The sequence below is a fragment of the Denitratisoma oestradiolicum genome (assembly GCF_902813185.1).
Lineage (GTDB): Bacteria > Pseudomonadota > Gammaproteobacteria > Burkholderiales > Rhodocyclaceae > Denitratisoma > Denitratisoma oestradiolicum.
In genome coordinates this window covers 2,440,737-2,454,855 of record NZ_LR778301.1, presented here as the reverse complement: position 1 = coordinate 2,454,855, position 14,119 = coordinate 2,440,737, and the positions used below count along the sequence as shown (strand labels likewise).

Annotated in this window: 13 protein-coding genes; 8 read left to right on the top strand and 5 right to left on the bottom strand. The window is 62.6% G+C overall.

Annotation, left to right across the window (positions count from 1 at the left end):
* Window positions 1-92: 92 nt before the first annotated feature.
* The 3 genes from DENOEST_RS11125 to hrcA form a co-directional block, all read right to left on the bottom strand.
* Window positions 93-1,112 (bottom strand): VCBS repeat-containing protein, encoded by a 1,020-nt coding sequence (locus tag DENOEST_RS11125; RefSeq protein ID WP_145771355.1) that lies wholly within the window; start codon window positions 1,110-1,112, stop codon window positions 93-95.
* A gap of 147 nt (window positions 1,113-1,259) precedes the next feature.
* The gene (gene hemH / locus DENOEST_RS11120; RefSeq protein WP_145771354.1) at window positions 1,260-2,348 is read right to left on the bottom strand and encodes a ferrochelatase; all 1,089 of its coding nucleotides are present in this window, start codon (window positions 2,346-2,348) and stop codon (window positions 1,260-1,262) included.
* Window positions 2,349-2,516: 168 nt separating this feature from the next.
* On the bottom strand, window positions 2,517-3,539 hold the full coding sequence (hrcA, locus tag DENOEST_RS11115; RefSeq protein WP_145771353.1) for a heat-inducible transcriptional repressor HrcA: 1,023 nt from the start codon (window positions 3,537-3,539) through the stop codon (window positions 2,517-2,519).
* 121 nt (window positions 3,540-3,660) lie between these two features.
* On the opposite strand from hrcA, the gene DENOEST_RS11110 reads away from it, so the two are divergent.
* Both DENOEST_RS11110 and recN read left to right on the top strand, forming a co-directional pair.
* Window positions 3,661-4,548: an NAD kinase gene (locus tag DENOEST_RS11110; protein ID WP_145771352.1), complete on the top strand. Its 888-nt coding sequence runs from the start codon at window positions 3,661-3,663 to the stop codon at window positions 4,546-4,548.
* 48 nt (window positions 4,549-4,596) lie between these two features.
* Window positions 4,597-6,255 (top strand): DNA repair protein RecN, encoded by a 1,659-nt coding sequence (recN, locus tag DENOEST_RS11105; RefSeq protein ID WP_145771351.1) that lies wholly within the window; start codon window positions 4,597-4,599, stop codon window positions 6,253-6,255.
* Window positions 6,256-6,259: 4 nt separating this feature from the next.
* On the opposite strand, the gene fur is transcribed toward recN, so the two are convergent.
* Window positions 6,260-6,766 (bottom strand): ferric iron uptake transcriptional regulator, encoded by a 507-nt coding sequence (gene fur, locus DENOEST_RS11100; RefSeq protein ID WP_145771350.1) that lies wholly within the window; start codon window positions 6,764-6,766, stop codon window positions 6,260-6,262.
* Window positions 6,767-6,864: 98 nt separating this feature from the next.
* On the opposite strand from fur, the gene DENOEST_RS11095 reads away from it, so the two are divergent.
* The 6 genes from DENOEST_RS11095 (at window position 6,865) to DENOEST_RS11070 (ending at window position 13,652) form a co-directional block, all read left to right on the top strand.
* On the top strand, window positions 6,865-7,308 hold the full coding sequence (locus tag DENOEST_RS11095; RefSeq protein WP_232096494.1) for an outer membrane protein assembly factor BamE: 444 nt from the start codon (window positions 6,865-6,867) through the stop codon (window positions 7,306-7,308).
* Between the two features lie 19 nt (window positions 7,309-7,327).
* The gene (dapB, locus tag DENOEST_RS11090; RefSeq protein ID WP_145771348.1) at window positions 7,328-8,134 is read left to right on the top strand and encodes a 4-hydroxy-tetrahydrodipicolinate reductase; all 807 of its coding nucleotides are present in this window, start codon (window positions 7,328-7,330) and stop codon (window positions 8,132-8,134) included.
* Window positions 8,135-8,291: 157 nt separating this feature from the next.
* Window positions 8,292-9,419 carry a glutamine-hydrolyzing carbamoyl-phosphate synthase small subunit gene (carA, locus tag DENOEST_RS11085; RefSeq protein ID WP_145771347.1) on the top strand — a complete coding sequence of 376 codons (1,128 nt, stop codon included), beginning with the start codon at window positions 8,292-8,294 and terminating at the stop codon, window positions 9,417-9,419.
* An 83-nt stretch (window positions 9,420-9,502) separates the two neighbouring features.
* Window positions 9,503-12,721, top strand: coding sequence for a carbamoyl-phosphate synthase large subunit (carB, locus tag DENOEST_RS11080; protein WP_145771346.1), 3,219 nt, complete (start codon window positions 9,503-9,505; stop codon window positions 12,719-12,721).
* A complete protein-coding gene (gene greA / locus DENOEST_RS11075) occupies window positions 12,718-13,194 on the top strand; it encodes a transcription elongation factor GreA (protein ID WP_145771345.1) in 477 nt (158 codons plus the stop codon). The genes carB and greA overlap by 4 nt, the downstream gene beginning before the upstream one ends.
* Entirely contained in the window at window positions 13,191-13,652 is a 462-nt protein-coding gene (locus DENOEST_RS11070; protein ID WP_145771344.1) for a DUF4149 domain-containing protein, read from the top strand. Before greA ends, DENOEST_RS11070 begins: the two co-directional genes overlap by 4 nt.
* Window positions 13,653-13,688: 36 nt before the next feature.
* On the opposite strand, the gene yhbY is transcribed toward DENOEST_RS11070, so the two are convergent.
* Window positions 13,689-14,072 carry a ribosome assembly RNA-binding protein YhbY gene (yhbY, locus tag DENOEST_RS11065; RefSeq protein ID WP_145771343.1) on the bottom strand — a complete coding sequence of 128 codons (384 nt, stop codon included), beginning with the start codon at window positions 14,070-14,072 and terminating at the stop codon, window positions 13,689-13,691.
* Between the last annotated feature and the right edge of the window lie 47 nt (window positions 14,073-14,119).

The following is a 14,119-nucleotide window of genomic DNA, read 5'->3' as shown; positions in this document are numbered from 1 at the left end:
GATGCGGACGATCGCCTCTAGCTGGGGTGGGAACCCTGGATTTCAATAGGGGGATGAGAAAAAAGTCTCTCCCCATTATCAAATCGGAAAGTCTATGCCGTCAGATCGATTTCCTGCAGCAGGCTGGCGGCACCATTTTCCTTGAGGAACAGGCCGCTTTCCGCGATGGCTCCCAGATCCTGGTTGCTGCCGCTCCGGAGGGCGAAGGGACTGGCGATGTTCCCCAGATACAGAGCGCCCACAGCCTGATCGCCCAGATTCTGCAAGCTGCCTGTGCCCTCCCCATCCGGGGTCCATAGCCGCAGTTGCCGGAACACCGGATCATTCTCGTCGATCCAGCCGTTGCCATCGCTGTCATAGCCGGCCAGTTCGCCAAAGCCGCTGCCACTGGCCGGGCCGAACAACTCCTGGCCCGAATCGGTGCGGCCGTTGCCATTCCGGTCCAGGGCCAGATAGGCACTGCCTGGGGCCAGAAGAGCCACATTCTCCGTCTGGCCATCGCCGTTCAGGTCAAAACTGAAACGCTGGTCGCTCAACTGAGCACCCGTGCCGGAAAAATTGAGCACCAGGGGGTCGGTACGGCGGGCGCTACCGGTCCGCAGGCTGATATCGATCTGTTCCCGATAGTGGCGGCTCATGGTCAGCTCGAGCTGAAAGTTGATGGTTTGTCCGTCGCTGGTCTGGATCACACCCTGGGCGGCGAAGGCGGTTTGTTCGATTTCCTCCCGCTCGGTGTGGAAATCGAAGGCGATGCCTGGCTCTGGCCGTGGTGGAGCTGCGGGGGTGGCTGGGGATGCGGGAACCGCTGTGCTTGTCGGTGGCGGCCCCATATCCGCCAGGGAAAACACCCGTACCCGATGGCCCAGGAAGAATTCCACCATGGTCTTGAGCAGGATCAGCATCGGGTCTCCCTCGGCGGCATCGGTGCCGTCCTGGATGGCCTGAAGCTCTGCCGATGCTGGCCGGGCAGTGCTGGCCGGTGGCGTTGCGGGAGCGGGGCGCGGTATGTCCTGACGGGGAGCAGCGAGGATTTCCAGGGAGCTGCGGGTGGTTTCGCGCCGTTGGTAAAAGTGGCTGGAGGCGAGGGCCACGGCGCTGCCGGAAATTTTCATGGTGTTGCCCCTTTGTGGAGATTTAACCTGGTCAACGGTCATTCCATCGGGGGCTTGAGTGATGAATTTCTTTTATATTTCCAGTGCTTAGCTATTGATTACTGCAATCAAGCGGTTACGGCGCCAACTTGCGGTAGCGCTTTAGGGTCAGTTTGGAGCACCCAGCGCTCGGGCTCGGTCGCCACCGGCCGGGGGTTCCTGGTCCGACTCCGTCAGCCAGTGGCCCAGGTGCTGAGTTGTCAGGGTCGCCAGGGCGGCGATCCAGTCCGGTCGCTCGTTGAGGCAGGGGATGTAGCGGAACTCCCTGCCGCCGGCGGCCAGGAAGACGGTCTTGCATTCGATGGCGATTTCTTCCAGGGTTTCCAGGCAATCGGCCACGAAGCCGGGGCAGATCACATCGACCCGCTTCATGCCCTCCCGGCCCCACTGTTCCAGGGTGGGTTGGGTGTAGGGTTCCAGCCACCGGGCGCGGCCGAAACGGGACTGGAAGGTGATCGCGTACTGGTGGGTCTCCAGGCCCAGGGCCTGGGCCAGCAGGCGTCCGGTCTTCTGGCACTCGCAGTAATAGGGATCGCCCAGGTCCAGGCTGCGGCGAGGCAGGCCGTGGAAGCTGATAAGCAGCCTTTCCGGACGTCCGTTGCGTTGCCAATGGTCTTTCACGGAGGCGGCCAGGGCGGCGATATAGCCCGGATGATCGTGGAAATGCCGTACCCAGCGCAACTCTGGCAGATTGCGGCAACCCTGCATCCATTGGGCCACGCTGTCCATCACGCTGGCGCTGGTGGAGGCCGCGTATTGGGGATAGAGGGGGACGATCAGGATGCGCTGGGCTCCTTCCGCCTTGAGGCGGGTCAGGGCTTCGGCCACCGAGGAACGACCGTAGCGCATGGCCCAGGCCACTTTTACGCCATCATGGCCTTGCTGGCCGAGCAGGCCTTGCAGTAGCTTCGCCTGACGTTCGGTATGGACCTGGAGGGGCGAACCTTCCTTGAGCCAGACCTGGGCGTATTTCCGGGCCGACCTGGCGGGGCGGGTGTTCAAAATGATGCCGTGGAGTATGAGCCACCAGGCCCAGCGGGGAATCTCCACCACCCGCGGGTCCGAGAGGAACTCCTTCAGATAGCGGCGCAGGGCTGGCGCCGTGGGCGCTTCCGGGGTGCCCAGGTTCACCAGCAGAATGGCGGTACGGGAGGGGCCGCCGTGGGTGTGGGGCGGTTCGGGTCGGAAACGGGGCATCGTCGGCTGAGTCTGTTAACGTGAAAAAGCATCAATGGAGCCGGGTGTGACGATCGAGCGCAGCGAGCCGATGAATAGCCCCGCCCCGGGGCGGGGATGGGGGTGGGGGGCGTTCAATTTGCTTTTGAGCATTTTCATCCTCGGGGGTGGTGCTGGCGACCATGGGCGTCAGGGTGCGGAAAGGGCCGAGGAGAGCAGCTTGGCCGTGATGTCCACGATAGGGATCACCCGCTCATAGGCCATGCGGGTGGGGCCGATGACCCCGATGGTGCCTACCACCTGGCCCTCCACTTCGTAGGGGGCCGCCACCACGCTGCATTCGTCCAGGGGCGCCAGGCCCGACTCGCCGCCGATGAAGACCTGCACTCCCTCGGCCCGGTTGGAGAGTTCCAGCAACTGGAACAGGGAGGTCTTCTGCTCCAGCAGGTCGAAGAGCTGGCGCAGGCGGGCCATGTTGGAGGACAGGTCTTCCACGTCCAGCAGGTTGCGTTCCCCGGAGATTACGTACTGGGGGGCCGAGTTGTCGGCTGCCACTTCGGTACTGGCGTCCAGGGCTGCGGTCATCAGTTCGGTCATGTCGCTGCGCAGTACCTGGAGTTCTTCCCGCAGGCGGTTGCGAATCTGTTCGAAATCCAGGCCAATGCAGTTCTGGTTCAGATAGTTGGCGGCCTCCACCAGTTCTTCCGGTCCGTAATTGCGCTGGGTGAACAGGATGCGGTTCTGCACCTCGCCGTTGGCGGTGACAATGATCAGCAGGATGCGAGTATCCGAGAGCTTGAGAAATTCGATCTGACGGATGGAGGGCTGCTGGCGGCGAGGGGCCACCACTACCCCTGCAAAATGGGTCAGGCTGGACAGCAATTGGGAGGCCTGACTGATGACACGTCCGGGCTGATTGGGCTGGATGGCACCCTGTAGTTCGGATAAATCCCGCTGGGCCAGGGGCTGTACCGTGAGCAGGGTATCCACGAACATGCGGTAGCCCAGGGCGGTGGGAATGCGGCCGGCGGAGGTATGGGGACTGGCGATCAGCCCCATTTCCTCCAGATCTGACATGACGTTGCGGATGGTGGCCGGGGAAAGTTCCAGGCCGGAATACCGTGACAAGGTGCGCGAACCGATGGGCTGGCCTTCCGCGATATAGCGTTCGACCAGAGTCTTCATCAGGGTGCGGGCACGGACATCAAGCATGGGGTGATTCTATGCGAAGCTGTGCTCGTGGGCATAGGTCCGGGACGCCGGGGTGTCCGAAGTCGGCGCAAAAATTGCCGCGCCTCCCCGTGAGTCAATTCTTAATGGGTAGAATTCGCCCATGGCCAGCTATCTCCCCATTTCGACCGTCGCCCTGATCGGCAAGTATCGCAGTCCCGAAATCGCCGAATCCTTGCTGGATCTGGCGGCCTATCTGTCGGAAACGGGCCTGGAAGTGCTGATCGAGGAGGGCACCGCCCAGGCAGTGGATTCCCGGGGCTATGTTGTGGCGGATTACGAGGCACTGGGGGCGCGGGCCAATCTGGCCGTGGTGATCGGCGGTGATGGCACCATGCTGAATGCCGCCCGCCGCCTGGCGGAGTATGGCGTACCCCTGGTTGGGGTGAATCAGGGACGCCTCGGTTTCATGACGGATTTGTCGCGCCAGGACATGCGGGCCGGCATCAAGCAACTGCTGGCGGGCCAGTTTGTGGTGGAACAGCGGTTCCTGCTCGATATCACGGTGCTCCGGGCCGGGGAAACCCAGTGCCAGGCCCTGGCCCTCAATGATGTGGTGGTCAACAAGGGGGACATCGGACGCATGATCGAGCTGGAGGTGAAGGTGGATGGGGAATTTCTCTACGTCCTCCGCGCCGACGGCATGATCGTCGCCACCCCCACTGGTTCCACCGCCTATGCGCTTTCTGCCAATGGACCCATTCTGCATCCCGCGGTAGCCGGCATTGCGGTGGTTCCCCTCTGCCCCCACGCCTTGTCCTACCGGCCCATTTCCATTCCCGACCACAGCGTGGTGGAACTGACCCTGGTGCCGCCCCACGAGGCCCGGGTGCATTTCGACGGCCAGGCCCGTTATGACGCCGCCGCCGGAGACTGTGTCCGTATCGGCCGTTCCGAGCACAGCGTGACTCTGCTGCATCCGCCCGGCTACAGCTATTTCGCCATGCTGCGGGAAAAACTGCACTGGAGCGCTGTGCCCAAGCACGCTTAGAGGCCTGCGCCTGATGGCGCAGGCCAGCCAGGCGCTGAGGATTGAACCATGTTGCGTCGTTTGCTGATTCGAGATTTTGTCATCGTCGATACCCTGGAACTCGAGTTCCAGGGGGGCTTTGGCGCCCTGACCGGGGAGACCGGCGCCGGCAAGTCCATCCTGATCGATGCCCTGTCCCTGGCTCTGGGGGAACGGGCCGATGGCGCAGCGGTGCGCACCGGGCGGGAGCGGGCGGAAGTGGTGGCCGAATTCGATGCCGAACCGGAGAGCGCCCTGGCCCGGTGGCTGGCGGACAACGACTTCGCTGCCGAGGGAGCGGTCTGCCTGATGCGCCGGGTGGTGGATGCCGGCGGTCGTTCCCGGGCCTATATCAACGGTACCCCTACCACCCTGGCTCAGTTGAAGGCGGCCGCCGAATGCCTGGCCGACATCCATGGCCAGCATGCCCATCAGTCGCTGCTGCGGGGGGATGCCCAGCGTCAGCTGCTCGATGGCCATGCCGGGCTGGGGCGTCTTGCCGGGGAAGTGGCCGAGGCCTGGCGTGCCTGGCAGCGGTTGCGGGAGGCCCGAGAAAGGGCCGAACAGGATGCAGAGGCCGGGACCCGGGAGCGGGAACTGCTGGAGTGGCAGGTCAAGGAACTGGAAAATCTGGCTTTCGATTCTCAGCAATGGCAGGAGGACAACCAGGAGCATAGTCGCCTGACCCATGCCGCCAGCCTGATGGCAGCGGCGGAGGGGGCCGTGGAAGCCCTGGATGAGGGGGAAATGGCGGCAACAAGCTTGATCGACCGGGTGCTGGGCCCCCTGCGCGAACTGGTGGACGTGGATGCCGCCCTGGGGGAGCCGCTGGAGCTGATCGAGGGAGCGCGCATCCAGTTGTCCGAGGCCGCTCACGCCCTGTCCCGTTACCGCCAGCGCCTGGACATGGATCCGGCCCGACTGGCCGAACTGGAGGAGCGTCTCCAGGCGGTGATGACCCTGTCCCGCAAACATAGGGTGAGTTCGGAGGAATTGCCGGAACTGCTGGAAAGGCTGTCTGCGCGCCTGGCGGAGTTGCGCCTGACGGCGGACCCGGCTGCCCTGGCGGAGCATGAGTCCGCAGCCCGGCAGGCCTTCGAGACCCTGGCCCGGCGTCTGACCCAGGGGCGGACCACTGCTGCTGCCACCCTGTCACGGCAGGTGACCGAGGCCATGCAGGAGCTGGCCATGGCCGGCGGGCGCTTTGAGATTGCCCTGCTGTCCCTGGCCCAGGGGGCCAGCTATGGCCTGGAAAATGTGGAATTCCAGGTCTCCGCCAACGCTGGACAGCCTCTGCGTCCCTTGGCGAAGGTGGCCTCTGGCGGCGAGCTGTCCCGCATCGGACTGGCGATCCAGGTGATCGCCAGCCAGGCGGGAGAGGTGCCGACCCTGATCTTCGACGAGGTGGATGTGGGGATAGGCGGCGGTGTGGCTGAGATTGTCGGCCGTCTGCTGAAACAGCTGGGCCTGAGCCGCCAGGTCCTCTGCGTGACCCATCTGCCCCAGGTGGCGGCCCAGGCCGACTGGCAATGGTCCATTGCCAAGGAAACCCGCAATGATCAGACCCTGAGCCGCGTGACCGTCCTGGAGGGGCAGGGCCGCATCGAGGAAATCGCCCGCATGCTGGGCGGTGTCAAGGTTACCGATACCACCCGCCGCCACGCCCAGGAATTGCTGGGTTCCGCCTAGCCCGCTATTTCGCGGTCACCTCGGGGCAGGACGCCGGGCATTCACCCTTTTCGTCCAGGTGCTCGCATTCGTCCTTCACCGGGCACTGATTGCGGTGCTGGCAGTCGGGTTTCAGGCAGTCCACGTAAAGATACAGGGCGTGCTCGCGGACCTTGAAGCCCCGGTCGTGGGCCACTTTGTTCTGGCGCTTCTCGATCTCGGCGTCGAAGAATTCCTCGACCTTGCCGCATTGCAGGCAGACCAGATGGTCATGGTGCTTGCCCTCATTGAGTTCGAACACCGCCTTGCCTGATTCGAAAAAGTGGCGCTGGATCAGTCCTGCCTGCTCGAACTGGGTCAGGACCCGGTAGACGGTAGCCAGTCCGACATCCAGATTCTCGGCCAGCAAGTGGCGGTAGACCTCTTCCGCCGTCATGTGCCTGGTATCGGACTTCTGGAAGAGTTCCAGGATTCGTAGGCGGGGGAAGGTGACTTTTAAGCCAAAGCTCTTGAGGTTGTCTGAGTTGGACATGGTAGGGGCAGGGGAATCGACCGGCCTATGATATAGTTTTCCGAGTTCCCGGAAAACTTCCCCAAAGCCCCTCCATGTCCTTACCAAGGCAAGTTCTATTGCTGTGGCTGCCCCTGCTGGCGGCCTGTTCCAATGTCTCCGAGGTCAAGGTGACCGATTATCTGACGCCCTACCGGATGGATGTCCGTCAGGGGAATTTCGTCAGTCAGGAGATGGCAGCCCAGCTCAAACCCGGGATCACCAAGGACCAGGTGCGCTATCTGCTGGGCACGCCCTTGATTGCCGATCCTTTTCATGCTGATCGCTGGGACTACGTCTATCGCCTCCAGGCCGGCAAGGGCGATATTCAGCAGCGCCAGTTGAGTGTCTTCTTCCAGGATGGCAAGCTGGTCCGTGTCGGCGGCGACGTGGCGGTCCAGGAATCCGGCCAGCCCGATGCCCAGCCGGCCACGCCAGCCGCCCGTGTCATCGAAATTGCGGCGGATCCCAATGCACCCAAGGGGGATGGCAAGTCTTCCAAGCGGTGGTATTGGCCATTCTGAACTCAAGGTTATTGACTGTATGAGTACGATACGTTTTGCCATTGCCGGTAGCGCCGGCCGCATGGGACGCACTTTGATCGAGGCCGTTTCCCAGGCGGAAGATGCCCGATTGACGGCTGCCCTGGAGCATAGTGATAGTCCCTTCATCGGCAAGGATGCCGGGGAACTGATCGGGGCGCCCTGCGGCGTCCGCATTACTGCGGATCTGGAAGAAGCCCTGGGCAAGGCCGACTGCCTGATCGATTTCACCCGTCCCGAGGGAACCCTGGCCCACATGGAGGTCTGTCGCCGGCTTGGGGTGCATATGGTGATCGGCACCACCGGTTTCTCGACCGAGCAGAAGGCGCTGATCGAGGCGGCCTCCCGGGACATTCCCATCGTTTTCGCACCCAACATGGCGGTGGGGGTCAATGCGGTCTTCAGGCTACTGGACGTGGCAGCCCGTATTCTTGACGAGGGCTACGATGTCGAGGTGATCGAGGCCCATCATCGCCACAAGGTGGATGCTCCCTCTGGCACTGCCCTGCGCATGGGCGAGATCGTGGCCCAGGCCCTGGGGCGCCGGCTGGAGGATTGCGCTGTCTATGGTCGGGAAGGTCATACCGGCGAGCGGCCGGCAACCCAGATCGGCTTTGCCACGGTGCGGGGCGGGGACGTGGTCGGCGACCACACTGTACTCTTCGCAGGAACCGGCGAGCGTATCGAGATCACCCACAAGTCCGCCAGTCGCATGTCCTATGCCCTGGGGTCGCTGCGGGCGGCCCGCTTCATGCAGGGCCGGTCATCGGGCTTGTTTGACATGCAGGATGTGCTGGGGCTGCGCTGACCGCAGCTGAATTCCTGGTTTCCCACCGGCGCGGTCTCCTGACCGCTGGAAACGACGACGGTCCCAGCGTATAATCGACCGGTTTGCGGGAACGGCCTCAAGCACTGCGTACCGTTCCCGATTTTGATTCGCCGACGCCAATCTCAGGAGCCCCACCGTGCCACAGTTTCCGCCTGCCATTCTTGCGCTTGCCGACGGGACAGTTTTTAAGGGGAAGGGCATCGGGGCGGTAGGGTCCAGTGTCGGGGAGGTGGTGTTCAATACCTCCCTCACCGGCTATCAGGAAATCCTGACGGATCCTTCCTATTGCCGGCAGATCGTTACCCTGACCTACCCCCACATCGGCAATTACGGCATCAATCGCGAAGATGGCGAGGCCGCCCGTGTTCATGCCTCCGGTCTGGTGATTCGCGATCTGCCCCTGTTGGTTTCCAACTTTCGTAGCGAGCAGTCCCTCGATGCCTATCTGCGGGCCGAGGGCGTTGTGGCCATCGCCGATATCGACACCCGCAAACTGACCCGCATCCTGCGCGAGCAGGGCGCCCAGGCCGGTTGTCTGGTGACGGGGGAAAGCCTCGACGCGGAAGCCGCCATCGCCCAGGCCCGGTCTTTCCCCGGCCTGGCTGGCATGGACCTGGCAAAAGTGGTCAGTGCCCAGGCTGCCTATCCCTGGACTGAAGGCGAGTGGCGCCTCGGTGAGGGCTATCGTGCTCAGGGTGCAACCCGTTTTCATGTGGTGGCCTACGATTTCGGCATCAAGCGCAACATTCTGCGCATGCTGGCGGAGCGGGGCTGCAAGCTCACCGTGGTGCCAGCCCAGACCTCCGCCGCGGCGGTGCTGGCCCTGAATCCGGACGGCATCTTCCTGTCCAATGGACCCGGCGATCCGGAGCCCTGCGATTACGCCGTTACCGCCATCCGCGACCTTCTCGCCCGGGGGCTGCCCACCTTCGGCATCTGCCTGGGACACCAGTTGCTGGCCCGGGCCTCGGGGGCAAAGACGGTGAAGATGAAGTTCGGCCACCACGGCGCCAATCACCCAGTCAAGGATCTGGATAGCGGTCAGGTACTGATCACCAGCCAGAACCATGGTTTCGCGGTGGATATGGATTCCCTGCCGCCCAACCTGCGCCCCACCCATGTGTCCCTGTTCGATGGCAGTCTGCAAGGCATGGCTCGTACCGACGTGCCGGCCTTCTGCTTCCAGGGGCACCCCGAAGCGAGCCCCGGCCCCCACGACGTGGCTTACCTGTTCGACCGCTTTATCGGGCTGATGGAACAATGACGCCCCCCCACGCTCGCAAACCCGGCTCGCTGCCCCCCACAGGGGGGCGCATGTCTCCTTGGGGCGGCCCTGCGGAGACATGAATGCCTAAAAGAACCGACATCCACAGCATCCTCATCATCGGCGCCGGCCCGATCATCATCGGTCAGGCCTGCGAGTTCGACTATTCCGGCGCCCAGGCCTGCAAGGCCCTGCGCGAGGAGGGATACAAGGTCATCCTTGTAAACTCCAACCCGGCCACGATCATGACCGATCCGGACATGGCCGACGTGACTTACATTGAGCCGATCACCTGGCAGGTGCTGGAAAACATCATCGCCAAGGAACGGCCCGATGCCGTCCTGCCCACCATGGGGGGGCAGACAGCCCTCAACTGCGCCCTGGATCTGGCCAAGCACGGCGTGCTGGAGAAATATGACGTAGAGATGATCGGGGCTTCCAAGGAGGCCATCGACAAGGCCGAGGACCGGGAAAAATTCAAGCAGGCCATGACCAAGATCGGCCTGGGCTCCGCCCGCTCGGCCATCGCCCACAGCATGGAGGAAGCCCAGCAGGTTCAGGCGGCCATCGGCTTCCCGGCCATCATCCGTCCTTCCTTTACCATGGGCGGCTCCGGTGGCGGCATCGCCTACAACCAGGAAGAATTTGTCGAGATCTGCAAGCGCGGACTCGAAGCCAGTCCCACCCATGAACTCCTGATCGAGGAGTCCTTGCTGGGCTGGAAGGAATATGAGATGGAGGTGGTGCGGGACCACAAGGACAACTGCATCATCATCTGCTCCATCGAGAACCTGGATCCGATGGGAGTGCATACCGGTGACTCGATCACTGTCGCTCCGGCTCAGACACTGACCGACAAGGAATACCAGATCATGCGCAACGCATCCATTGCGGTGCTGCGTGAAATCGGTGTGGATACGGGCGGTTCCAACGTGCAGTTCTCGATCAATCCCGACGATGGCCGGATGATTGTGATCGAGATGAACCCCCGGGTATCCCGCTCCTCGGCCCTGGCTTCCAAGGCTACCGGCTTCCCGATTGCCAAGGTGGCGGCCAAACTGGCGGTGGGCTACACCCTGGACGAGTTGAAGAACGACATCACCGGCGGCGCCACACCCGCCTCCTTCGAGCCCTCGATCGACTACGTGGTGACCAAGGTTCCCCGCTTCGCCTTCGAGAAGTTTCCCCAGGCCAATGACCGGCTGACCACCCAGATGAAGTCCGTGGGCGAAGTGATGGCTATCGGCCGTACCTTCCAGGAGTCTCTGCAAAAAGCCCTGCGTGGCCTGGAGGTGAGTGTCTACGGTCTGGACGAGATCGAGGCCCAGCGGGAAGAAATCGACCACGAACTGGGCAATCCCGGTGCTCAGCGCATGTGGTATCTGGGCCAGGCCTTCCGGGAGGGCTATTCCCTCCAGGACGTGTTCAATCTGACCAAGATCGACCCCTGGTTCCTGGTGCAGATCGAGGATATCGTCAATACCGAAACCTGGATTCGCTCCCGGTTGTTACCGGAAATGGATGCGGAGGCCCTGCGGGGCTTGAAGCGCAAGGGCTTTTCCGACCGACGTATTGCCAATCTGCTCGGCGTCGGGGAAACCGAGGTGCGTCAGCGCCGTCATGCCCTGGGCGTGCGGCCCGTATTCAAGCGCGTCGACACCTGCGCTGCCGAATTCGCCACCTCCACGGCCTACATGTACTCGACCTATGAGGAAGAGTGCGAGTCCCGGCCCACGGACAAGAAGAAGATCATGGTGCTGGGGGGTGGCCCCAACCGTATCGGGCAGGGGATCGAGTTCGACTATTGCTGTGTCCATGCGGCCCTGGCGATGCGCGAGGACGGCTTTGAAACCATCATGGTCAATTGCAATCCGGAGACCGTGTCCACCGACTACGACACTTCGGATCGCCTCTATTTCGAGCCCCTGACCCTGGAAGACATCCTGGAGATCGTCGAGGTGGAAAAGCCCGCCGGCGTGATCGTCCAGTTCGGCGGCCAGACGCCCCTGAAGCGGGCACGGGAGCTGGAAGCCAACGGTGTGCCCATCATCGGCACCAGCCCCGACATGATCGATGCGGCCGAGGACCGGGAGCGCTTCCAGAAGCTGCTCCACGACCTGGGACTGAAACAGCCCCCCAATCGCACGGCGCGCACGCCGGAGCAGGCCATCGAACTGGCGGCCGAGATCGGCTATCCCCTGGTGGTGCGGCCTTCCTATGTGCTGGGGGGGCGGGCCATGGAAATCGTCCATGAGCAGAAGGATCTGGAGCGCTACATGCGGGAGGCTGTCAAGGTTTCCAATGATTCTCCGGTGCTGCTGGATCGTTTCCTCAATGACGCCACCGAAGTGGATGTGGACGCCCTGTGCGACGGCAAACAGGTGATCATCGGCGGCATCATGGAACACATCGAACAGGCCGGCGTCCATTCCGGTGATTCCGCCTGTTCCCTACCGCCCTTCACGCTGTCCAGGGAAATTCAGGATGAAATGCGCCGCCAGACCGAGATGATGGCCATGGGCCTCAATGTCATCGGCCTGATGAACGTGCAATTCGCCATCCAGGGCCAGGGCGACGATGCCGTGGTCTATGTGCTGGAAGTGAATCCCCGTGCTTCCCGTACCGTGCCCTTCGTTTCCAAGGCCACCAGCCTGCCTCTGGCCAAGATCGCTGCCCGCTGCATGGCGGGTCGTTCCCTGGCCGATCAGGGGGTGACCAAAGAAGTGATTCCTCCCTACTATTCGGTGAAGGAGGCGGTCTTCCCCTTCTCCAAGTTCCCGGGCGTGGATACCATCCTGGGTCCGGAAATGAAGTCCACTGGCGAGGTCATGGGCGTCGGCCGCAGTTTCGGCGAGGCTTTCATCAAGTCCCAGATGGCATCTGGCACCAAGCTCCCCAAGTCGGGCAAGGTTTTCATCAGCGTCAAGCCAGCCGACAAGCCCAAGGCGGTCGAAGTGGCCCGGGAACTCCATGCCCTGGGCTTTATTCTGGTGGCCACTCGGGGTACTGCTGCTGCCATCGAAGCAGCCGGCATTCCGGTGAGCCCGGTTAACAAGGTTACCGAAGGGCGGCCTCACATTGTCGATATGATCAAGAACAACGATATCGCCCTGATCGTGAACACCGTGGACGAAAAGCGCACCGCCATTGCCGATTCCCGTTCCATCCGAACGTCGGCCCTGGCCCAGAAGGTCACCTTATTTACCACCGTGGAAGGGGCGCGGGCCGCCTGTGCCGGCATGCGTCATTCCGGTCTGGAAACCTACGCGCTCCAGAATCTTCATGGAGAGCTGCTGGCATGAGCAAGGTTCCCATCACCCTGCATGGTGCCGAGTTGCTCAAGGCGGAACTGCATCGTCTGAAGACGGTGGAACGCCCCAGCGTGATCGCGGCCATCGCCGAAGCCCGCTCTCATGGCGATTTGTCCGAGAACGCCGAATACGATGCCGCCAAGGAGCGGCAGGGTTTCATCGAGGGCCGCATCGCCGAGGTGGAGGGCAAGCTGTCCAATGCCCAGATCATCGATCCCGTTTCCCTGGACGCCGATGGTCGCGTGGTCTTCGGCGCCACGGTGGAACTGGAGGACGTGGATGCAGGCAAGACCGTCACCTATCAGATCGTTGGCGATGACGAAGCTGACCTGAAGGTGGGCAAGATATCCCTCAATTCTCCTGTGGCACGGACCCTGATCGGCAAGTTTTCCGGTGATGTGGCGGAAGTCCACACGCCCGGCGGCGTCCGGGAATACGAGATCCTCGACGTCCGCTACGAGTGAACAAGCTTACCGAGGCCCTCTACTCAATCCTGATTGCCCTCTGGGTGGGTGGCCTCTTCGCTGTGGGCTATCTGGCGGCCCCCGTCCTTTTTGACCAGCTTCCAGATCGTACCCTTGCAGGCAATCTGGCGGGCAAGATGTTTTCCGTCACTGCCTGGGTGGGCCTGGGTGCCGGTGCCTACCTGCTGCTCTATTTGCTGACCCGGCGCGGCTGGTCGGCCTTCAAGTCCGGGGTATTCTGGATAGTGCTGTCCATGGTGGCCCTGACGGCGGCGGGTCAGTTCGGCATCCAGCCCATCCTGGCCCAGTTAAAGGCAGATGCCTTGCCCCGGGCGGTGATGGAAAGCGCCCTGCGCGATCGTTTCGCCACCTGGCATGGTATCTCCAGCGGGCTCTATCTGATTCAGAGCCTGTTGGGTTTATGGTTGGTGCTGTGGCAGGAGAGGGGAAAACGCTAGGGGACAGGCTTTGCCTGTCCCGGTGATGGTCAGTCGTCAGCGGATGCTGCGCCGACGCGGCTTTTCCGCAGCGGCGGCGGCCTGCTTCTTGGTCTTGGGCTGCGCGGTGCGGCGGGCAGGGGATGTTTTCTTCGGGGCTGGGGCCTCTGCGGGTTTTTCCCGCCAGAGGATGAGAATGTTGCCGATGTGCTGCGCCGGTTCGCAAGCCAGGGTGGCGCAGATGCTGGCTAGAATCTGGTCCCGGTCTTCGCGTTCGATGCCATGGAGCTTGACCTTGATCAGTTCGTGGGCCTTGAGCGCCCGATCGATTTCCTTCAGCACGGCCTCGGTCAAACCGTGCTGACCCAGGCTGACGACAGGGTCGAGATGGTGGGCGGCAGCACGCAGTGCCTTGCGCCGTTCGGTAGTAAGTTCAGTCATATCCATATTTTCGCATGTAAGTAGGACCCAAGTCAGTGACAATCAGA

What these genes read in the sequence shown, in the direction of transcription:
- yhbY (WP_145771343.1), bottom strand. Translation starts at nt 14,072, where the DNA reads ATGACTGAACTTACTACCGAACGGCGCAAGGCACTGCGTGCTGCCGCC.
- greA (WP_145771345.1), top strand. Translation starts at nt 12,718, where the DNA reads ATGAGCAAGGTTCCCATCACCCTGCATGGTGCCGAGTTGCTCAAGGCG.
- DENOEST_RS11110 (WP_145771352.1), top strand. Translation starts at nt 3,661, where the DNA reads ATGGCCAGCTATCTCCCCATTTCGACCGTCGCCCTGATCGGCAAGTAT.
- fur (WP_145771350.1), bottom strand. Translation starts at nt 6,766, where the DNA reads ATGTCCAACTCAGACAACCTCAAGAGCTTTGGCTTAAAAGTCACCTTC.
- carB (WP_145771346.1), top strand. Translation starts at nt 9,503, where the DNA reads ATGCCTAAAAGAACCGACATCCACAGCATCCTCATCATCGGCGCCGGC.
- DENOEST_RS11125 (WP_145771355.1), bottom strand. Translation starts at nt 1,112, where the DNA reads ATGAAAATTTCCGGCAGCGCCGTGGCCCTCGCCTCCAGCCACTTTTAC.
- recN (WP_145771351.1), top strand. Translation starts at nt 4,597, where the DNA reads ATGTTGCGTCGTTTGCTGATTCGAGATTTTGTCATCGTCGATACCCTG.
- hemH (WP_145771354.1), bottom strand. Translation starts at nt 2,348, where the DNA reads ATGCCCCGTTTCCGACCCGAACCGCCCCACACCCACGGCGGCCCCTCC.
- hrcA (WP_145771353.1), bottom strand. Translation starts at nt 3,539, where the DNA reads ATGCTTGATGTCCGTGCCCGCACCCTGATGAAGACTCTGGTCGAACGC.
- dapB (WP_145771348.1), top strand. Translation starts at nt 7,328, where the DNA reads ATGAGTACGATACGTTTTGCCATTGCCGGTAGCGCCGGCCGCATGGGA.